18 protein-coding genes are annotated in these 19,673 nt (G+C 60.8%); 14 read left to right on the top strand and 4 right to left on the bottom strand.

The features are described from left to right. The first annotated feature begins 36 nt into the window (after positions 1-36). The 9 genes from BT204_RS18830 (at position 37) to BT204_RS18790 (ending at position 12,077) form a co-directional block, all read left to right on the top strand. A complete protein-coding gene (locus BT204_RS18830; RefSeq protein ID WP_072447857.1) occupies positions 37-471 on the top strand; it encodes a hypothetical protein in 435 nt (144 codons plus the stop codon). 434 nt (positions 472-905) lie between these two features. Continuing rightward, positions 906-2,228, top strand: coding sequence for an ABC transporter substrate-binding protein (locus BT204_RS18825; RefSeq protein ID WP_072447855.1), 1,323 nt, complete (start codon positions 906-908; stop codon positions 2,226-2,228). A gap of 176 nt (positions 2,229-2,404) precedes the next feature. Continuing rightward, entirely contained in the window at positions 2,405-3,295 is an 891-nt protein-coding gene (locus tag BT204_RS18820) for a carbohydrate ABC transporter permease (RefSeq protein WP_034127650.1), read from the top strand. A 10-nt stretch (positions 3,296-3,305) separates the two neighbouring features. Continuing rightward, on the top strand, positions 3,306-4,136 hold the full coding sequence (locus tag BT204_RS18815) for a carbohydrate ABC transporter permease (RefSeq protein WP_005788583.1): 831 nt from the start codon (positions 3,306-3,308) through the stop codon (positions 4,134-4,136). Between the two features lie 22 nt (positions 4,137-4,158). Next, positions 4,159-5,262 carry an ABC transporter ATP-binding protein gene (gene ugpC / locus BT204_RS18810; protein ID WP_072447853.1) on the top strand — a complete coding sequence of 368 codons (1,104 nt, stop codon included), beginning with the start codon at positions 4,159-4,161 and terminating at the stop codon, positions 5,260-5,262. 18 nt (positions 5,263-5,280) lie between these two features. Then, a complete protein-coding gene (locus BT204_RS18805) occupies positions 5,281-6,762 on the top strand; it encodes a mannitol dehydrogenase family protein (protein WP_072447851.1) in 1,482 nt (493 codons plus the stop codon). A gap of 138 nt (positions 6,763-6,900) precedes the next feature. After that, positions 6,901-8,382 carry a xylulokinase gene (xylB, locus tag BT204_RS18800; protein WP_072447849.1) on the top strand — a complete coding sequence of 494 codons (1,482 nt, stop codon included), beginning with the start codon at positions 6,901-6,903 and terminating at the stop codon, positions 8,380-8,382. A 12-nt stretch (positions 8,383-8,394) separates the two neighbouring features. Next, positions 8,395-9,333 carry a carbohydrate kinase family protein gene (locus tag BT204_RS18795; RefSeq protein WP_072447847.1) on the top strand — a complete coding sequence of 313 codons (939 nt, stop codon included), beginning with the start codon at positions 8,395-8,397 and terminating at the stop codon, positions 9,331-9,333. A gap of 143 nt (positions 9,334-9,476) precedes the next feature. After that, a complete protein-coding gene (locus BT204_RS18790) occupies positions 9,477-12,077 on the top strand; it encodes an autotransporter family protein (RefSeq protein ID WP_072447845.1) in 2,601 nt (866 codons plus the stop codon). A gap of 70 nt (positions 12,078-12,147) precedes the next feature. Here the strand turns inward: BT204_RS18790 and BT204_RS18785 are convergent, their stop codons facing one another. Further along, the gene (locus BT204_RS18785) at positions 12,148-12,417 is read right to left on the bottom strand and encodes a DUF1652 domain-containing protein (protein WP_034127656.1); all 270 of its coding nucleotides are present in this window, start codon (positions 12,415-12,417) and stop codon (positions 12,148-12,150) included. Positions 12,418-12,785: 368 nt separating this feature from the next. On the opposite strand from BT204_RS18785, the gene BT204_RS18780 reads away from it, so the two are divergent. Beyond that, on the top strand, positions 12,786-12,986 hold the full coding sequence (locus BT204_RS18780) for a ParD-like family protein (protein ID WP_003190946.1): 201 nt from the start codon (positions 12,786-12,788) through the stop codon (positions 12,984-12,986). Further along, on the top strand, positions 12,986-13,756 hold the full coding sequence (gene map, locus BT204_RS18775) for a type I methionyl aminopeptidase (RefSeq protein WP_072447843.1): 771 nt from the start codon (positions 12,986-12,988) through the stop codon (positions 13,754-13,756). Before BT204_RS18780 ends, map begins: the two co-directional genes overlap by 1 nt. Before the next feature lie 37 nt (positions 13,757-13,793). Here map and sfnG read toward each other — a convergent pair whose 3' ends face one another. After that, a complete protein-coding gene (sfnG, locus tag BT204_RS18770; RefSeq protein ID WP_054897460.1) occupies positions 13,794-14,918 on the bottom strand; it encodes a dimethylsulfone monooxygenase SfnG in 1,125 nt (374 codons plus the stop codon). A 663-nt stretch (positions 14,919-15,581) separates the two neighbouring features. After that, entirely contained in the window at positions 15,582-16,367 is a 786-nt protein-coding gene (locus BT204_RS18760; RefSeq protein WP_054921460.1) for a sulfite exporter TauE/SafE family protein, read from the bottom strand. A 193-nt stretch (positions 16,368-16,560) separates the two neighbouring features. On the opposite strand from BT204_RS18760, the gene BT204_RS18755 reads away from it, so the two are divergent. The 3 genes from BT204_RS18755 to BT204_RS18745 all read left to right on the top strand — a co-directional run bounded on the left by BT204_RS18755 (position 16,561) and on the right by BT204_RS18745 (position 18,370). Continuing rightward, positions 16,561-17,082, top strand: a complete 522-nt coding sequence (locus BT204_RS18755) for a DUF3455 domain-containing protein (RefSeq protein ID WP_054897462.1) — start codon at positions 16,561-16,563, stop codon at positions 17,080-17,082. A gap of 86 nt (positions 17,083-17,168) precedes the next feature. Next, on the top strand, positions 17,169-17,699 hold the full coding sequence (locus BT204_RS18750; RefSeq protein WP_072447839.1) for a sigma-70 family RNA polymerase sigma factor: 531 nt from the start codon (positions 17,169-17,171) through the stop codon (positions 17,697-17,699). Further along, a complete protein-coding gene (locus tag BT204_RS18745; protein WP_054897463.1) occupies positions 17,696-18,370 on the top strand; it encodes an anti-sigma factor in 675 nt (224 codons plus the stop codon). The genes BT204_RS18750 and BT204_RS18745 overlap by 4 nt, the downstream gene beginning before the upstream one ends. Here the strand turns inward: BT204_RS18745 and BT204_RS18740 are convergent, their stop codons facing one another. Next, entirely contained in the window at positions 18,371-19,672 is a 1,302-nt protein-coding gene (locus tag BT204_RS18740; RefSeq protein WP_072447837.1) for an ATP-binding protein, read from the bottom strand. Position 19,673 lies beyond the last annotated feature (1 nt).

Below are 19,673 nucleotides of genomic sequence, written 5' to 3'. Positions count from 1 at the left end.
ACTCTGGCTCTGTGAATAGTCCATTGGAGCCCCGTCATGAAGAAAACAGCCACCCCTCGTGCAATCAATGAGTTCAGCCGCTTTGAAATACCCGGAGAGACCTTCGGCTGGACCGGCGAAGGCCAGATACATATCGACAATTACGACAAACAAAGTCGCTGGTTCTCGACATCGGTCAATAGAGACTGGGGCAAAGCGCTGACCGGGGCCGCCGACGTTGAAGTGGTCATCAGGCTGCGCGGCGAACAAGCCGGTGAAACACTCATCGGCGCTCATCCGGAAGGAACAGGACGGCTCAACGACATATCAGTCGAAAAGCCAAGCCTTTATCGGTTCTACATCAGGTCCACGGCGACTGGCGAGGTGTGGGTAAGCTTCAAATTTGACTCCAACCGGAAAATGGTGATCGAGAGCATCAGCGTGCTGGGGCCCGTTCGAAAAAAAACCACTAAAGCACCCATACACCCCTGACGGTCTGTTCACCACGCAAACTGGGCGAGCAATTTGCTCAGCAGGCCAATATGGCGCAAGGCATTCTGCGCTCCGGAGCCAACGAGCCGGTCGAACTCAATGCGGTATGCCAGAACGGTAGCTGGTATGCCTATGACGCGAAAGCACAGGCAGGTTATGGGCCTGTGCTGGAAGGCTTTGTATCGGATACATCGTCAGCCGTTTGGCTGGGGAGTGCCTATAAATAGCAAATAGGCATTACCCCTCTTCGGGTGCCTGATCCGCGCTCGAAGATTCTCAGTGCAAAAAAGTATCAGTCCCAGTGCTCCCAAGGATTTGTCACCGCCGCTTTTGAAGGCTGTAATCAACGCACACTCTTCCTGACTCCTTGTAGGAAGACACAACAACAATAACCGTCCTTCTGTAGCCCCCTGGGCGCGGAAATGGAGTGCGCGATGAAGTTCACAGTAAAAACCCTGCTTGCCTGTTCTTGCATGACTGCATGCATGACCCTCAGCGCCGTCAGCCTTGGCGCGCAAACCCTGACCATTGCCACCGTCAACAACAGCGACATGATCCGCATGCAGAAGCTCTCGAAAACCTTCGAGGCCGAGCACCCGGAGATCAAGCTGAACTGGGTGGTGCTCGAAGAAAACGTGTTGCGCCAACGGCTGACTACCGACATCGCTACCCAGGGCGGGCAGTTCGATGTATTGACCATCGGCATGTACGAAGCCGCACTGTGGGGCGCCAAGGGTTGGCTGGAGCCGATGAAAGACCTGCCGGCTTCCTATGACCTTGATGACGTGTTCCCTTCGGTGCGTGACGGTTTGTCCGTCAAAGGCTCCTTGTATGCCCTGCCGTTCTACGCCGAAAGCTCGATCACCTATTACCGCACCGACCTGTTCAAGGACGCCGGGCTGAGCATGCCTGAGCACCCGACCTGGAGCCAGATCGGCGAATTCGCCGCCAAGCTCACCGACAAGTCCAAAGAACAATATGGCCTGTGCCTGCGCGGCAAAGCCGGTTGGGGTGAGAACATGGCGCTGATCACCACACTGGCCAACGGCTTCGGCGCGCGCTGGTTCGATGAGAAGTGGCAGCCGGAATTCAACGGCCCCGAGTGGAAGAACGCGCTGAATTTCTACGTCGACAACATGAAGAAATCCGGCCCGCCGGGTGCTTCCAGCAACGGCTTCAACGAGAACCTGGCACTGTTCAACAGCGGCAAGTGCGCGATCTGGGTGGATGCCAGCGTGGCGGGCTCGTTTGTTACCGACAAGAGCCAGAGCAAGGTCGCCGAGCATGTCGGCTTCACGTTTGCGCCCCACGAGAAGACCGACAAGGGCACGTCATGGCTGTATTCCTGGAGCCTGGCGATCCCGACCAGCTCCAAAGCCAAGGATGCCGCCAAGGTATTCACCAGTTGGGCCACCTCCAAGGAATACGGCCAACTTGTGGCCAAGACCGATGGCATCGCCAACGTACCACCGGGCACACGCACCTCGACCTACAGCGAGGAGTACATGAAGGCCGCACCGTTCGCCAAGGTGACGCTGGAATCGCTGAAAGTGGCCGACCCCACCAAGCCGACCGAGAAACCGGTGCCGTATATCGGTATCCAGTTGGTGACCATTCCTGAATTCCAGGCGATTGGTACCCAGGTGGGCAAGTTCTTCTCGGGCGCGTTGACCGGTCAGCAGACCGTCGATGCTGCGTTGACCGCCGCGCAGACTACAACCGAGCGGGAAATGAAGCGGGCCGGTTACCCCAAATAACCCTGCCACACCACCGCACATGTAGGCGCTGGGCTTTTGTGGGAGCTGGCTTGCCTGCGATGCAAACAACTCGGTCTATCAGTAGCACCGAGGCGATGCCATCGCAGGCAAGCCAGCTCCCACAGTGACCGCGCTCCGACGCAGGTTCTGTAGGCATCTGACTGGTTCTGATCACCATGAATACACCTCCAAAAAACCGCCTGGCCAACCCCGGCTGGTTTCTCGTCAGCCCCTCGGTGGCCTTGCTGCTGCTGTGGATGATCGTGCCGCTGGGCATGACCCTGTACTTTTCGCTGATCCGCTACAACCTGCTCTACCCTGGCGAAAACCAATTCGTTGGGCTGGAAAACTTCAGCTACTTCATCACCGACTCGGGGTTCCTGCCTGGCGCCACCAATACCCTATTGCTGGTAGGCAGCGTATTGCTGATCAGCGTGGTGTTCGGCGTGTTGATCAGTGCGTTGCTGGAGGCCAGTGAGTTCCTGGGGCGCGGCATCGTGAGGGTGATGCTGATTTCGCCGTTCTTCATCATGCCCACCGTCGGCGCGTTGATCTGGAAGAACCTGATTTTCCACCCGGTGTCGGGGATTCTCGCCGCCGTGTGGAAGTTCTTCGGCGCCGAACCGGTGGACTGGCTGGCGCATTACCCGCTGCTGTCGATCATCATCATTGTGTCGTGGCAATGGCTGCCCTTTGCGATCCTGCTGCTGATGACCGCGATGCAGTCGCTAGACCAAGAGCAAAAGGAAGCGGCACGCCTGGACGGTGCCGGCGCCATTGCGATTTTCTGGCACCTGACCCTACCCCACCTGGCCCGCCCGATTGCCGTGGTGGTGATGATCGAAACCATCTTCCTGCTCTCGGTGTTCGCCGAAATCTTCACCACCACCAACGGTGGCCCCGGCTACGCCTCGACCAACCTCGCCTACCTGATCTACAACCAGGCGCTGGTGCAGTTCGACGTGGGCATGGCCTCGGCCGGCGGCTTGATTGCCGTGGTCATCGCCAATATCGCGGCGATCATCCTGGTGCGGATGATCGGCAAAAACCTGACTGACAAGCCTTGAGGGCCGCGCCATGACGCTTCAACAATCCCGCCGCCTGCAAAGCCTGTTGCTCGGCACGCTGGCCTGGGCCATTGCGATCCTGATTTTCTTCCCGATCTTCTGGATGGTGCTGACCAGTTTCAAGACCGAAATCGACGCCTTCGCCACGCCGCCGCAGTTCATCTTCACGCCGACGCTGGAGAACTACCTGCACATCAACGAGCGCAGCAACTACTTTGCCTACGCCTGGAACTCGGTGGTGATTTCGTTCAGCGCCACCGCCCTGTGCCTGCTGATTTCGGTACCGGCCGCCTACTCTATGGCGTTCTACGAAACCCAGCGCACCAAGGGCACGCTGCTGTGGATGCTGTCCACCAAGATGCTGCCGCCGGTGGGCGTACTGATGCCGATCTACCTGCTGGCCAAGAGCTTTGGCCTGTTGGATACGCGCATTGCGCTGATCATCATCTACACCCTGATCAACCTGCCGATTGTGGTGTGGATGGTGTACACCTACTTCAAGGACATCCCCAAGGACATCCTCGAAGCCGCCCGCCTGGACGGCGCCACCCTGTGGCAGGAAATGGTGCGCGTGCTGCTGCCAATCGCCAAGGGTGGCCTGGCGTCCACGGTACTGCTGTCGTTGATCCTGTGCTGGAACGAGGCGTTCTGGTCGCTGAACCTGACCTCCTCCAGCGCCGCGCCGTTGACCGCCTTGATCGCCTCCTACTCCAGCCCCGAAGGCTTGTTCTGGGCCAAGCTGTCCGCCGTCTCGACCCTGGCCTGCGCGCCGATCCTGATCTTTGGCTGGATCAGCCAGAAGCAGTTGGTACGCGGTTTGTCCTTTGGCGCCGTCAAATAATAATTCGAAAAGGAGGCCCATCATGGCCAACCTGAAAATCAAGAATCTGCAAAAAGGCTTCGAAGGTTTTTCCATCATCAAGGGCATCGACCTGGAAGTGAACGACAAGGAATTCGTGGTGTTCGTCGGCCCGTCGGGCTGTGGCAAATCCACCCTGCTGCGCCTGATCGCCGGCCTGGAAGAGGTCAGCGACGGTACCATCGAACTCGATGGCCGCGACATCACCGAAGTCACCCCGGCCAAGCGCGACCTGGCCATGGTGTTCCAGACCTACGCGCTGTACCCGCACATGAGCGTGCGCAAGAACATGTCGTTTGCCCTGGACCTGGCGGGTGTCGACAAGAAGCTGGTCGAGAGCAAAGTCAGCGAAGCGGCACGCATCCTTGAGCTGGGGCCTTTGCTGGAGCGCAAGCCCAAGCAACTCTCGGGTGGCCAGCGCCAGCGCGTGGCGATTGGCCGAGCGATTGTGCGTAACCCGAAGATCTTCCTGTTCGACGAACCGCTGTCCAACCTCGACGCCGCACTGCGCGTGCAGATGCGCCTGGAGCTGGCGCGCCTGCATAAAGAACTGCAAGCGACCATGATCTACGTGACCCACGACCAGGTCGAAGCCATGACCCTGGCCGACAAGGTGGTGGTGCTCAACAGTGGGCGCATCGAACAGGTCGGCTCGCCGCTGGAGCTGTACCACCAGCCAGCCAACCTGTTTGTGGCCGGTTTTCTCGGCACGCCGAAGATGGGTTTCCTCAAGGGCCAGGTCATCCGCGTCGACAGCCAAGGCTGCGAGGTGCAACTGGACGCCGGCACCCTGATCAGCCTGCCGTTGAGCGGCGCCACCCTGAGCGTGGGCAGCGCGGTAACCCTGGGCATTCGCCCGGAACATCTGGAAATCGCCGCGCCAGGGCAAACCACCCTGACCGTGACCGCTGACGTTGGCGAGCGCCTGGGCAGCGACACCTTCTGCCACGTCATCACCCGCAACGGCGAACCGCTGACCATGCGTATCCGTGGCGACATGGCCAGCCAATACGGCGAAACGCTGCAGTTGCACCTGGACCCGGCGCACTGCCATCTGTTCGACACCGATGGCGTAGCCGTGGCCCGTCCACTGCGCGCTGCCGCCTGATTCCGTGAGTATTTCCAGATGAAATTGAATAAAGCCAACCTCACCCAACTGGCGCCCGAAGTGCAGGTGCCGACCTACGCGCTTGCCGATATCCGCCAGGGCATCGCGCACATTGGCGTCGGCGGTTTCCACCGTGCGCACCAGGCGTTCTACACCGATGCCCTTATGAACACCGGCGAGGGCCTGGGCTGGGGCATCTGCGGCGTCGGCCTGCGCAGTGAAGACCGCAAGGCCCGCGATGACCTGGCCGGCCAGGATTATTTGTTCACCCTGTATGAACTGGGCGACACCGACGACACGCAAGTGCGCGTGATCGGCTCGATCAGCGACATGCTGCTGGCCGAAGACGGCGCCCAGGCGCTCATCGATAAACTTGCCAGCCCCCAGATCCGCATCGTCTCGCTGACCATCACCGAAGGCGGCTACTGCATCGATGACAGCAACGGCGAGTTCATGGCCCACCTGCCGCAGATCCAGCATGACCTGGCGCACCCGAGGGCACCGAAAACCGTGTTCGGCTTTATCTGCGCTGCGCTGACCCAGCGCCGCGCCGCTGGCACCCCGGCCTTTACGGTGATGTCCTGCGATAACCTGCCTCACAACGGCGCCGTCACCCGCAAGGCCTTGCTGGCCTTCGCCGCCCTGCACGACGCGGGCCTGCATGACTGGATCAAGGCCAACGTGAGCTTCCCGAATGCCATGGTTGACCGCATCACGCCAATGACCAGCACCGCCCACCGCCTGCAACTGCACGACCAGCACGGGATCGACGATGCCTGGCCGGTGGTGTGCGAGCCGTTTGTGCAGTGGGTGCTGGAAGACAAATTCGTCAACGGCCGCCCGGCCTGGGAAAAGGTCGGCGTGCAGTTCACCGATGACGTCACGCCTTATGAAGAAATGAAGATCGGCCTGCTCAACGGCAGCCACCTGGCCCTCACGTACCTGGGGTTCCTCAAGGGCTACCGGTTCGTTCACGAGACCATGAACGACCCCCTGTTCGTGGCGTATATGCGCGCCTACATGGACCTGGACGTCACGCCGAACCTGGCGCCGGTACCTGGTATCGACCTGACCGAATACAAGCAGACCCTGGTGGATCGCTTTTCCAACCAGGCGATTGCCGACCAGTTGGAGCGCGTATGCTCCGATGGTTCATCGAAGTTTCCCAAGTTCACCGTGCCGACCATCAACCGCCTGATTGCCGACGGCCGCGACACGGACCGTGCCGCCCTGGTGGCGGCGGCCTGGGCGCTGTATTTGAAAGGCGTGGATGAAAATGGCGCGCGCTACAGCATCCCGGACCCACGGGCAGCGTTCTGCCAGGAGCTGGTGAGCGATGACGCGCTGATCAGCCAGCGGTTGCTGGGGGTGGAAGAGATTTTTGGCACGGCTATTCCCAAGTCGGCGGCGTTTGTGGCAGCGTTCCAGCGTTGCTACGAAAGCCTGCGCGACAAAGGCGTCACAGCCACACTGCAAAACCTCCTGAACGAAGCGGATTAAACATGTGGGAGCTGGCTTGCCTGCGATAGCGGTGGTCCAGTCAACCCTGCGGTGACTGCCAGACCGCTATCGCAGGCAAGCCAGCTCCCACATTGACCGTATTTTCAATCCAACAATAAGACTGCTGAGCACTCCATCATGACCCAGCAAAACCTCTACCTCGGCATCGACTGCGGCACCCAGGGCACCAAGGCCATCGTCCTCGATGCGTCCAGCGGCAAGGTGCTGGGCCTGGGCGCCGCGGCGCACACCTTGATCAGCGGCGTCAATGGCCGTCGTGAACAACACACCCAGGAATGGCTGGACGCCTTCACCGCTGCCACCCATCGCGCCCTGCAACAGGCCGGCGTGGATGGCCAGGACATCCTCGGCATCGGCGTATCCGGCCAGCAACACGGCCTGGTGTTGCTGGATGATCAAGGCCAAGTGCTGCGCCCGGCCAAGCTGTGGTGCGACACCGAAACCACGCCGGAGAACGACCGGCTGCTGCACCATCTGGGCGGCGAACGCGGCTCTCTGGAGCGCCTGGGCGTGGCCATCGCACCAGGCTACACGGTGTCCAAGCTGCTCTGGACCCGCGAGCAGCACCCGGACGTTTTCGCGCGCATTGCCCATATCCTGCTGCCCCACGACTACCTCAACTACTGGCTCACCGGCCGCGCCTGCGCCGAGTATGGCGATGCGTCGGGTACCGGTTACTTCAACGTGCGCCGCCGCGAATGGGATGTGGCGTTGCTCCAGCACATCGACCCCAGTGGCCGCCTGCAAGCCGCTTTGCCGACACTGATCGAGGCCGACCAAGCGGTGGGCACGATCCTGCCGGCCATTGCCGAGCGCCTGGGGATCAACCCTGACGCGGTAGTGTCCAGTGGTGGCGGCGACAATATGATGGGCGCCATTGGCACCGGCAATATCGCCCCAGGCGTGATCACCATGAGCCTGGGCTCATCGGGCACCGTGTATGCCTTTGCCGACCAGCCAAACGTCAGCCCCCAAGCCTCGGTGGCGACCTTCTGCTCCTCCAGCGGCGGTTGGCTGCCGCTGATCTGCACCATGAATCTGACTAACGCCACCGGGGTGATTCGCGAGCTGTTCGAACTGGACCTCGACACCTTCAACGCCCTGGTCGAACAGGCACCCATCGGCGCCGATGGCGTGAGCATGCTGCCGTTCCTCAACGGCGAACGCGTACCCGCCCTGCCCCACGCCACCGGCAGCCTGCAGGGCCTGACCATGACCAACCTGACCCGCGCCAACCTGTGCCGCGCGGTGGTCGAAGGCACCACCTTCGGCCTGCGTTATGGCCTGGACCTGCTGCGCCAGACCGGCCTGCAAAGCCAGAGCATCCGCCTGATCGGTGGCGGCTCGAAAAGCCCGCTGTGGCGGCAGATGGTCGCCGATATCATGCACACCGAAGTGGTGTGTACCGAACAGAGCGAGGCCGCCGCCCTGGGCGCGGCGATCCAGGCGGCGTGGTGCCAGAGCGGCGAACCGCTGGCCAGCCTGTGCGACAAATGCGTGAGCATTGACCCGGCCAGCCGCACCTTACCCGTGGCCGCCAATGTCAGTGCCTATCAACAGGCGTATCAGCGTTATCAACAGCACGTGGCAACCCTTTAAGAGCGAGCAACTATGTATCTGGTGTGTGGTGAAGCGCTGTTTGATTTCTTCAGCGAGGAGGATGCCAGCGGGCAGGCCGCCAAGCTCAATTACAAGGCGATTGCCGGTGGCTCGCCGTTCAACGTCGCGGTGGGTTTGCGCCGCCTGGGGATCGAGTCGGGGTTCTTCGCCGGCCTGTCCACCGATTACCTTGGACGGCGCTTGCAGCAAGTACTGAAAGACGAAGGTATCAGCGAACGCTTTCTGGTTGAGTTCGACGCGCCGACCACCCTGGCGATGGTAGCCGTGGGCGCCAATGGCTCGCCGCAGTACAGCTTTCGCGGCGAAGGGTGTGCCGACCGGCAATTGCAACTGACCCACTTGCCACCTTTGGGCGACGAGATTCGCGGGCTGCATGTGGGCTCGTTTTCGCTGGTGGTGCAACCGATTGGTGACACACTGCTCAGCCTGGTCAAGCGTGAAAGCGGCAAGCGCTTGATCAGCCTCGACCCCAACGTGCGCCTTAACCCGCAGCCCGATATTCACCTGTGGCGCGCACGCGTCGCAGAGCTGGTGCAACACGCCGACCTGATCAAGGTCAGCGACGAAGACCTGCACCTGCTCTACCCCGACCAGACACCGGAAAGCGTGCTGCAAGGTTGGCTACACCACCGCTGCCAACTGGTGTTCCTCACCCGTGGTGGCGATGGTGCATCGGTGTACAGCCGCCAACATGGCACCTGGTCGCAACCTGCGGTCAAGGTGGTGATGGCCGATACGGTGGGCGCTGGTGATACCTTCCAGGCGGCGCTGATTGCGTGGCTCACGGAACAGCAGTTGGATTCGGTTGACGGGCTGCAAAGCCTCAGTCGCGAGCAGATCGACGCCATGCTGGGCTTCGCGATTCGGGCCGCCGCACTGACCTGCGGCAAGACCGGCCCAGACCTGCCCTATCGTCAACAACTGGCTTGAGCTGAGCGGCCAAAACTCAAAGTGCCATCACGCAGGCCACGTATTCCGTGGCCTGCGCGCCATGCATAAAAAATTGCGCTACTGGAAAACTGTGCTAAACCCAAAAACAGGAGCAGTTATTACAACAAACCCAGGACACACCCATGCAAAAGCCCAGTGGTTTCTCGACCCGGGCCGTTTTAGCTGTCGGCCTCATCTCACTGCAATACATGATCCCTCAACCCTCTCATGCCGCCTGCGTTCTCACCCCGGGAACCGGTAACGATACCTATACGTGCGACAGCGGCAGCAGTCCCGGCCTTACCGACCTTTCCGGGGATAACCATCTGACCCTCCCCGCAGGCGGCACCGGCACCATCAACGGTAATGTCACCTTTGGCCCTGGCGTGGATACGGTGCGCATAGAGTCCGGGCAGATCACCGGCGCGGTGCAACAAGGGGCTGGCATCGATGACTTCGTCATGCTCGGAGGGCAAATACAGGCGCTGTTCCAGGGCGATGGGCTCGACACCTTCAGGATGGAGGGAGGCACCATCGTCGATGCCTTTGAGGACGGCGATGTGGCCTACCAGAGCGGTGGCACCATTGGCCGAGTGAATATGAAGCTGGACAAGAACCTTTATGACATGTCCGGAGGCGCCATCCTGGGCAACCTGGTCACCGGTTTTGATACTGACACCATCATCATTTCCGCTGGCAGCATCGGCGGCAATATCAGCACCAGCGGTGGTGACGATAGCATTACCGTGAGTGGCGGCGTGATCAGTGGTGAGATCCGTGCCAGCGTCGGCAACGACACTTTCCGGTGGCTTGACGGTGGGCAGATCAAGTCCTCGGTGTTGATGGGCGATGGTGACGACACCGCCCTGCTGCGCGGCTTGAATGAAAGCCTGCTGGCCACCACACCCTCCGTCGATGGTGGCCTGGGCAACGATCAATTGACCTTCGACACAACGACATCCAGCACTGCGGCCCGCTATATCGGCTGGGAGACCGTCAACCTCACCAACCACTCACGCCTGGACCTGGCCGGGGATTTTTTCCTCGGTGACAGTGGCAGCAATACCGGCACGTTCAACATCGACAGCAGCAGTACCCTGGCCGTGACCCAAGGCAGCATCCGCCCCTACACCGCCGGGCAACTGGCGACGCTCAATAACGCCGGCACTGTCGACATGACCACCGACAACAGCGCGACCAGCGTATTGACGGTGCATGGCAACTACGTGGGCAACAACGGCCAGTTGCACCTGCAGACCGTACTGGGCGACGAAAACTCTGCCACCGACAAGCTGGTAGTGTCCGACGGCAACATCAGCGGTCACACCCAATTGAGCGTCAACAACCTCGGCGGTATCGGCGGGCTGACCCAGAACAACGGTATCGAAGTGGTCCAGGCGCTCAACGGCGCCGTCAGCACCAACGATGCGTTCGCCTTGAAGGGCTCGGTCTCCGCCGGAGCTTATGAATACCTGCTGTTCAAGGGCGGCACCACCGCCAATACAGAAAACAGCTGGTTCCTTCGTTCCTCGGTGGTGGCCGTGCAACCGCCCGCGGTCCCACCCGTACCGCCGACACCGCCCGTGGTGGTGCCGGTGCCGCCGGTCCCCGCCACTCCCCCTGTAGTGGATTCGGATGAACCCTCCGTGGAACCGCCCACTGCGCAACCGCAGCCCCCGATCGAGCCTGCCGCGCCACAGCCCAGCCAAGTCGCCGCGGCCACGTCGCCGCAATCGGCGGCGAGTAACCCTGTGCTTCCTACCGCCGTGGCAGGTGCCGCGCCGATTCCACTGTATCGCCTGGAAGTTCCGGTCTACTCCGTAGACATCCCCGCTGCGCAACTGATGACGTTGCAGGCTCTGGGCACCTTCCATGAACGCCAGGGCGAGCAAAGCCTGCTGACCGAGACCGGTGCAGTGCCGGCAGGTTGGGGCCGCGCCTATGGCAGTGATTTCAACAAAAGCTGGTCGGGCACCGTGGCGCCGAATTTTGACGGCACGGTCAAGGGCTATCAGGTTGGCCATGACCTTTACGCCGCCGAAACCAGCGGCGGGCAGACGCAACGCCTTGGCCTCTTTATCGGCCAGAGCCGCCTGCGCGGCGACGTGAAGGGCTTTGCAATGGGCTGGCAGAACCATCGCTCCGGGCGGGTCAAACTCGACGGCGACAACTTCGGCGCTTACTGGACACTCACCGATCCGACCGGTTGGTACGTCGACCTGGTGGCCATGGGTACCCGCCTGGATGGCGACAACAAGTCCGACCGAGGGGTGAAAATGGATACCAAGGGCCACGCCCTGGCGTTATCCGCCGAGGCCGGCTACCCGTTCAGGCTATCCGAGCATTGGGAGATGGAACCTCAGGCCCAGGTCATCGGCCAGAAGATCGATCTGGACAGTCAGCACGATGGCATTTCCAAGGTCTCTTTCGACTCCCAGGAGTATTGGACCGGCCGCATCGGCGCACGCCTCAAGGGCCGCTATCTGGTCAGCAACACACCCGTGGAGCCGTACCTACGGGCGAATGTCTGGCACACCTTCGGCGGTAGCGACACGGTGACGTTCGACAAGGTGGACCGGATCAAGAGCGATCACAAGTCCTCCACGGCTGATATTGGTGTCGGTGTTGTAGCTCAATTGTCATCCGCGTTCAGCGTTTATATGGAGGGTAACTATGGCACCCAACTGGACGACAACAACTTTGAGGGTGTCAGTGGCAATCTCGGCGTAAGAGTGCGCTGGTAAACAGGAAGGATGTCAACATTGGGCCTGGCAACTACCAGGCCCATGGGATCAACTTACACTCAAGCATCCGCTAGTGATAACCGCGCGCGCCGGCTCGTTGCAGTACCGGTGCGTGGCTTTGCTTGAGGTCCTCACGCAACCCGGTGATCAGGTTGCAAATCGCTCGACTGCTGTCGAGCTTGTCAGGGTGTATACCTTTGACTTCCAAATCCACCCGGTCCCGGTCGCGGTCGTCGTAGACCTTGATCGTCAACGAGGCATCTTCGGCTTTGGTGCATTCGCACCGTTTAGGCAGGAAACTTCCTTCAATGATGCTGCGAAGCTCTAGTTCTGAAAGCATGGCTAACCTCTCCTTTTTTGAGACTGCCAACAGTTATATGTATCCGACAGGCACTTGCCTGCCACGTCTTGCCAACCCTGGAAGACGCTTTCAATCAGTAAGCCTACTCGGCAAAAACCGTGGTGGTTGTAACCTTTCCTCATAAGCAAACCGCTTGCTCATATTAAAGAAAACGGCTTGTTTGGCATCCTCGTCGAACTACATCGATTAAACGTTTAACCCGCAGCGTGGGGACCGGCGTTTAGGTGGAGATCCTTTTTCGGCAACCTATCGCAACCCATCAACCCATCACCGTTTAGCCGAAGGAGGTTTGCGATCGACATACGAACCATATACGATTCGTATATCAATTAAACACAGTGAACCTTATGGGCATCGTCAAGATCACCGATCAGCTGCACGAACAACTGCGCCTGGCCAGCGCCGCCATGGACCGCTCCATCAACGCCCAGGCCGAGTTCTGGATCAAGATCGGCCTGCTCGCCGAACTCAACCCGCACCTGCCCTACAACGAGCTGATCAACAAGCTGTTGCTGGACAAACCCGACCTGATCCGAGGGCGCAGCTGATGATCAAGACTCCCGCACAGTTGGTCGTAATGCGTGAAGCCGGGCGCCTGTTGGCGCAAGTCTTCGACATGCTCGACGGTTTCGTCGCCGCCGGCCGCTCTACCCTGGAGCTGGACAGCGCCGTCGAAGCCTTCATCCGCAATGACCTCAAGGCCCGCCCTGCCAGCCTTGGGCAGTACGACTACCCCTTCTGCATCAACACCTCGATCAACGAAGTGGTGTGCCACGGCATGCCCAGCGCCAAGCAATTGCTCAAGGACGGCGACATCATCAACATCGACATCACCCTGGAAAAAGGCGGCTTCATTGCCGACTCCAGCAAGATGTACATGATCGGCAACGTGACGCCCAAGGCCAGGCGCCTGGTGGACATGACCTTCGAGGCGATGTGGGCCGGTATACGCCAGGTCAAGCCGGGCGCGCGCCTGGGCGATATCGGCCATGCCATCCAGAGCCACGCGCAAGCCAACGGCTACAGCGTGGTGCGCGAATACTGCGGCCACGGCATCGGCCGGCAAATGCACGAAGAACCGCAAATTCTGCACTTCGGCCGGCCTGGCACCGGCCTGGAACTGCGCGAAGGCATGGTGTTTACCATCGAACCGATGCTTAACCAGGGCAGCGCCAAAACCCGCAGCCTGAAAGACGGCTGGACGGTGGTCACCAAGGACAACAGCCTATCGGCGCAATGGGAACATACCGTGGCGGTGACGGCGGACGGGTTTGAAGTGCTGACCTTGCAAACCCCTCAAAACCTTCACACCCTGTAGGAGCGAGCTTGCTCGCGAAGGCCTCAAGGACTGCGCGTTAAACCAGGCTACCCACTTCTTCGTTGACGTTTTTCGCGAGCGAGCTCGCTCCTACAGTGGCCTTGGCTTCAAGCTCGCGCACCAGCGGCAATACACGTTTGCCGAAATACTCCACCTCTTCCTGGAAGTGCAGAAAGCCTGCCAGCACCAAGTCCACACCCACGGCCTTGAGTGCCACGATGCGCTCGGCGATCTGCTGCGGGGTGCCAATCAGGTTGGTCTTGAAGCCATCGTTGTATTGCACCAGGTCCTCAAAGCTGGACTTGGCCCAGTTCCCCTCGCCCTCCGGCGACGCCTTGCCCGCTTGCCTGGCCGCGTCACCAAAGGCGTTGACCGCCTCCGGGTCGGCTTGGTCGATAATCTGCGCCAGCACCGCCCGTGCCTCCTCCTCCGTGTCGCGGGCGATCACGAAGGCGTTCACGCCCACCTTCACCGAATGCTGGTTGGCAGCGGCCTTGGCACGGATATCATCGACCTGGGCCTTGACCCCTTCAGGCGTGTTGCCATTGGTGAAATACCAATCCGACACCCGCGCCGCCATGTCCCGAGCCGCCCGCGAACTGCCACCCTGGAAGATTTCCGGCTGGCCCAGGGGTTTGGGCTTGAGGGTGTATTGGTTGAACCGATAGAAATCGCCCTTGAAGGTGAAATCGTCCTGGGTCCAGATGCCTTTGAGAGCACGGATAAACTCTTCGGAACGCCGATAGCGCTCATCATGCTCCAACCAATGCTCGCCAATGGCCTGGAACTCGCCCTTGAACCAGCCACTGACGATATTCACCGCAATACGGCCATTGGTCAGTTGGTCGATGGTCGCCAATTGCTTGGCCGCCAACGCCGGTTGCCACGGCCCGGGCAGGATCGCAGCAATGACCTTGAGGGTGGTGGTCGCCGCCAGCAACGCATGGCTGAACGCCACAGACTCATGCTGGTTCTCGGCGCCGTAGCCTGCGGTGAAGCGAATCTGCGTCAAGCCATACTCAAAGCCCGCCGCCTCCGCCAGTTGCGCCAGTTTGCGGTTGTAATCAATACCCCAGTGGGTGCGTTGTTCAATCTTGCTGACGACCAACCCACCGCTGACGTTGGGCACCCAATAGGCAAATTTCACGGCTTGCTGACTCATCGGACGGTACCTCGTACAGGGGATTTACAAGGGCTTACGCAGCAAGCGTGCCAGGGGCAGGCAAATGCCCGTAGCCTGGGGGTTGCGGAAAAAAGGGGGATTGAAGCGATGGCTTGCCAGTGTCTGGGATCGCAGCAGTTTGTGGATCTGCTGTTGCTGGAGCAACAGTTGCGACCAGCACCAAGCGTAACCACGATGCGAAGCGAGTCGCTCTTGATCTTGCTCTTGATCTGCTTTTGATCTTAAGCGCCCCGTTAAACCACGCTGGCCGGAATTCGACAGGGATTTGGGGGGTAAACCGGCAGGGATGCCGGTTTAGCTGCCCCGCGCCATGGATGGCGCGTGGCGGCGGCCCCCCAAATCACTGGCGGATTACGGGCACACCGAGCCTAGGCGAGGTGCCGAGTGGTGGGGCAAGAGCCCTTTGGTTACTTTGGGGCTTTTCCAAAGTGACCCGCCGTCAGGGCGGAACCCTAAGTGGCCGTTACCGCAGGAATGGATATGTACACAATCCAGCTGCGTTGACTGTGAGGCCGCCTTCGCAGGCAAGCCAGCTCCCACAGTTGGAGCGTGGGGTGTCAGGTTAGCAGGCGTTGACTGTGAGGCCGTCATCGCAGGCAAGGCAGCTTCCACAGTTGGAGCGTGGGGTGTCAGGCCACGTGCTCAGAACGCCAACTTATAACCCACCGCCATCAACATCACCGCCAGGCACGGCCGCAGTACCCCGTCGGGAATCCTGCCGGTCATATGGCTGCCAACGTAGATCCCCGGCAGCGACCCCATCAGCAAAAAGCCCAGCAGATGCCAGTCCATGTTCCCCATGCTGGCATGGCCCAGGCCCGCCACCAAGGTCAGGGGCACGGCATGGGCGATCTCGGTGCCAACCAGGCGCCGCGTGGCCAGGAACGGGTACAGGATAAACAGCGCCACCGTGCCGAGGGCGCCGGCGCCGATCGAGGTCAGGGCCACCATGGTGCCAAGGATCGCACCTGTCACAACAGTGAGCGCATTCAGATTGCGCGGGCGCAGATGGTAGGAGTCGCCAGCATGACGCTGGGCAAAGGCCAACAGGCTTTTCTTGAACAGGATCGCCAGGGCCGTCAGCAGCAATACCACGCCAAGGGCCTGCTTGATCACCGCGTTCATCGCGCTGGGGTCGGTGTGCAGGCTGGCCAGGAACCATAACGTCAGCAACACCGCCGGCACGCTGCCCAGGGTGAGCCAGCCGGTGATGGTCCAGTCGATGTTCTTGTTCTTGCTGTGTACCAGCACACCACCGGACTTGGTGATCGCGGCGTACAGCAGGTCGGTGCCCACCGCAGTGGCTGGGTTGATGCCAAACCACAGCAGGATCGGGGTCATCAGCGAACCGCCGCCCACCCCCGTCATGCCCACGATAAAACCCACGATCAGGCCGGCAACCACGAAACCAATATTACCTACATCCATTCCAGCTACCCGAGGCCTTATAAATTTCTGGCCGCAGGATAGCGATTTTTCTTATAACCACTTATACCGATGCGATCTGAGTTTATGCTTTTTTGGAAATCTTCACTTTTTTCGCAAAGCCCTGCATCCAATGGGCGGGCCTGGGCCGTAGTCATCAACGTAACCCTGCTGTTCTACCCAATGGAGAAACACCATGAACGCTAAAACACTGCTGTGCCTGTCCAGCTTGCTCCTCGCCGCACCGTCGGCGTTTGCCCAGGCGGGCCTGCCGGACAGCATCAAGGTGCCGGATGGCCACAAGGTGGCGATGCAAACCACCGGGGTCGGCGAAATCACCTATGAATGCCGCGACAAGGCCAGCGCTGCCGGCCAGACCGAGTGGACCTTCGTCGGCCCCAAAGCCGTGTTGAACGACCGTAATGGTCAGCAGGTCGGCACCTACTTCGGCCCACCTGCCACGTGGCAGGCCAAGGACGGCTCGACCATCACCGGCACGCAATTGGCCGTGGCGCCGTCGAGCCCCGGTAACCTGCCCTATCAACTGGTCAAGGCCAACCCGGCCGAGGGAAAAGGTGCGATGAGTGGCGTGGCGTATATCCAGCGGGTTGCGCTCAAAGGCGGAGTCGCTCCCGCTACGCCATGCACCACCGCGAACAAAGGCGCAAAGGAAGTGGTGAAATACCAGGCGGACTACATCTTCTGGGCCGCCAACTGAGCAAACTCAGCTACGCTGGCCAGGTAGGCGCGAGCAACCTCGCGCCTACCACGCGTAGACGTCTCCTCAGTGGCAGGAATTCTGGTTTGGCTGAAATCATCTTTGATTATGAAGTGTGCCTGTTAGCCTGCGCCCGCGGCGATCATCGCGCCCTGCACCAACTCTATGAGCAGGACAGCAGCCGTTTGCTCGGTGTGGCGCTGCGCATTACCCGCAACAAGGCACTGGCCGAGGACATCGTGCATGACGCCTTTATCAAGATCTGGCACGGCGCACGCAGTTTCGACCCCCTGCGAGGCTCCGCACGGGGTTGGGTGTTCAGCGTGACTCGCCACCTGGCCCTGGACGTTGTACGCAGCGCCGGGCGTGACGTGCCACTGGACGATCAGTATGAACCGATGGCAGAGCCTGCCCAGACTTTTGAGTTTGCTGCACGCTCCGGGCAGATCCACCAGTGCCTGGAGCGGCTCGACCCGACACGCCGCACCTGCATCCTGCACGCCTATGTGGACGGTTACTCCCACAGCGAAATTGCGCAAAAACTCAGTACCCCGCTGGGTACCGTCAAAGCCTGGATCAAACGCAGCCTCGCCGCCTTGCGGGAGTGCATGGCATGAACGACAGCCTGGATGAACTGGCCAGTGAATACGTGCTGGGGACACTGCCCGCCGAACAGCGCGCAGAGGTGCAACAACGCCTGGCCCATGATGCGGCACTGCGTGCAGCGGTGGATGCCTGGGAGCAGCGTCTGTTGCCTCTGGTCGCGCTGGCACAACCGGTGCCGCCTTCGGCACAGCTGTGGCGGCGCATTGAACGCGGAATCAAAGCCCCCGAAACGAGCGTGGCGTGGTGGAACCTGCTGGCGTTCTGGCGCGGGCTTTCTGCCGCGGGCCTGATGGCAAGCGTGGTGCTGGCGGCTTTATTACTGACGCGCCCGCCCATGCCCGCACCCAGCTTCGTGGTGGTGTTGATGGCGCCACAAAGCCAGGCACCGGGCTGGGTGGTGCAGGCCAGTGATAATCAGCAGATCCAGTTGATTCCACTGGGGGTGATCGAGATTCCTGCCGACAAAGCCCTGGAGTTCTGGACCAAGGGCGATGGCTGGCAGGGGCCCGTATCACTGGGGCTGGTCAAACCGGGGCAGACCTTGTCGGTGCCGCTGGACAAGCTGCCGCCACTGGCGCCGAACCAGTTGTTTGAACTGACGCTGGAAGGGCCCAATGGCTCGCCCACCGGCAAACCCACCGGGCCGATTCACGGGATCGGCCGCGCAGTCAAAGTGCTTTGATCACGAAAGGTTAGGTAGCCACACACGAAACCGCGCCCCGCCCAAGGGAGACGCCAAGGCCGTCAAAGTGCCGCCCTGGGCCTCCAGGGCGCGCCGGCTGATCGCCAGGCCCAGGCCAAAGCCACCGGTTGCGCGATCGCGGCTACGGTCCAGGCGGTAGAACGGCTCGAAGATGCGCTCGCGCTGCTCCGCCGGTATGCCGATGCCATCGTCGTCCACCCAGATTTCACAGCCTTTGGGGCATACCCGCACGCCCACCTGGATGCGTTTGTCGCAGTAGCGCGTCGCATTGCGCAGCAGGTTCTGCAAGGCCCTGGCAGTCAGGCGCGGGTCGAGGCTGAAGCGCTCCACGGCACAATCGAGGACCACATCGATGACGATATCGGGGTTCTCCAGCTCATCGTCGACGCTGCCCAACACGCTGTCGATAAACTCGTCGAGCGCCACCTCTACCCGCTCGGGCAATTGCGCCGGGTTTTGCAGGCGGCTGTAAGACAGCAATTCCAGCACCAGCTCATCCAGCTCCCGAATATGCGCCACCAGGCTTTGCAGGCGCTCGCGGCTGGCCGGGGGCAAGTCTTCGGAAAGCGCCAGGGCCAGCCCGAAATCCAGGCGGGTGAGCGGTGTGCGCAGTTCATGGGAGACCGCATTGAGCAAATCGCGCTGCTGGTTCAAGAGGCGCTCGATATCGTCGGCCATGGTGTCGAATACCGCCGCCAGGCCGCCGATGCTGGAGCTGGGTGCGAGCCCCGTACGCGCCTCCAGATGGCCCTTGCCCAATAACGCGGCGGTACTTTTCAAACGCTCCAGGTCACGCCAGTGCGGACGCAGCCACACCAGCAGGCACGCCAGCAAGGCGGCACCGACCAGCACGTTCATCGACCAGTACAGCAGGTTCATGTCCAACGGGTCTGGCGGTACGGTCAGCTTGACCGCGAACTGCTGGTTGATCGGCGAACTGATTTCCTCCATCCAGCCCCATTCGCCCAGGCGGATCACTGGCTTGCCTTGCTCCAGCAGCTGTTCTTCCTCAGGGGTGTAGCGGGCGTCCTGGCGCAGCAACAGTTGCACTTTCAAGGGTGCAAAATCGCGGCTCAACTGGTCGGTCACCTGGGACCAGCGCTCCACCGGTGCGCGCTGGTACTGCTTGACCATGAGTTTTTGCAGGCCGCGGGACTGTTCGATGTTGTAGTCCATGTAGCGGTGTTCGAACAGCTGGATCACCAGCTTGGGAATCAGGTAAATCGCCGCACTGTAGGTGACGATGGTGATCAGGTAGAGGCGCAGCAGTACGCGAAACATG

This window comes from Pseudomonas sp. NFPP02 (genome assembly GCF_900119355.1).
Lineage (GTDB): Bacteria > Pseudomonadota > Gammaproteobacteria > Pseudomonadales > Pseudomonadaceae > Aquipseudomonas > Aquipseudomonas paracarnis.
Note: the sequence above shows the minus strand (reverse complement) of the source record. Positions and strands in the feature narration are given on the sequence as shown.

Bases quoted from the DNA above. Each gene is read 5' to 3' on its own strand.
- BT204_RS18825 (WP_072447855.1), top strand. From the start codon at position 906: ATGAAGTTCACAGTAAAAACCCTGCTTGCCTGTTCTTGCATGACTGCA.
- ugpC (WP_072447853.1), top strand. From the start codon at position 4,159: ATGGCCAACCTGAAAATCAAGAATCTGCAAAAAGGCTTCGAAGGTTTT.
- BT204_RS18745 (WP_054897463.1), top strand. From the start codon at position 17,696: ATGAACGACAGCCTGGATGAACTGGCCAGTGAATACGTGCTGGGGACA.
- BT204_RS18830 (WP_072447857.1), top strand. From the start codon at position 37: ATGAAGAAAACAGCCACCCCTCGTGCAATCAATGAGTTCAGCCGCTTT.
- xylB (WP_072447849.1), top strand. From the start codon at position 6,901: ATGACCCAGCAAAACCTCTACCTCGGCATCGACTGCGGCACCCAGGGC.
- BT204_RS18785 (WP_034127656.1), bottom strand. From the start codon at position 12,417: ATGCTTTCAGAACTAGAGCTTCGCAGCATCATTGAAGGAAGTTTCCTG.
- sfnG (WP_054897460.1), bottom strand. From the start codon at position 14,918: ATGAGTCAGCAAGCCGTGAAATTTGCCTATTGGGTGCCCAACGTCAGC.
- BT204_RS18780 (WP_003190946.1), top strand. From the start codon at position 12,786: ATGGGCATCGTCAAGATCACCGATCAGCTGCACGAACAACTGCGCCTG.
- BT204_RS18755 (WP_054897462.1), top strand. From the start codon at position 16,561: ATGAACGCTAAAACACTGCTGTGCCTGTCCAGCTTGCTCCTCGCCGCA.
- map (WP_072447843.1), top strand. From the start codon at position 12,986: ATGATCAAGACTCCCGCACAGTTGGTCGTAATGCGTGAAGCCGGGCGC.
- BT204_RS18805 (WP_072447851.1), top strand. From the start codon at position 5,281: ATGAAATTGAATAAAGCCAACCTCACCCAACTGGCGCCCGAAGTGCAG.
- BT204_RS18815 (WP_005788583.1), top strand. From the start codon at position 3,306: ATGACGCTTCAACAATCCCGCCGCCTGCAAAGCCTGTTGCTCGGCACG.
- BT204_RS18795 (WP_072447847.1), top strand. From the start codon at position 8,395: ATGTATCTGGTGTGTGGTGAAGCGCTGTTTGATTTCTTCAGCGAGGAG.
- BT204_RS18790 (WP_072447845.1), top strand. From the start codon at position 9,477: ATGCAAAAGCCCAGTGGTTTCTCGACCCGGGCCGTTTTAGCTGTCGGC.
- BT204_RS18760 (WP_054921460.1), bottom strand. From the start codon at position 16,367: ATGGATGTAGGTAATATTGGTTTCGTGGTTGCCGGCCTGATCGTGGGT.
- BT204_RS18820 (WP_034127650.1), top strand. From the start codon at position 2,405: ATGAATACACCTCCAAAAAACCGCCTGGCCAACCCCGGCTGGTTTCTC.
- BT204_RS18740 (WP_072447837.1), bottom strand. From the start codon at position 19,672: ATGTTTCGCGTACTGCTGCGCCTCTACCTGATCACCATCGTCACCTAC.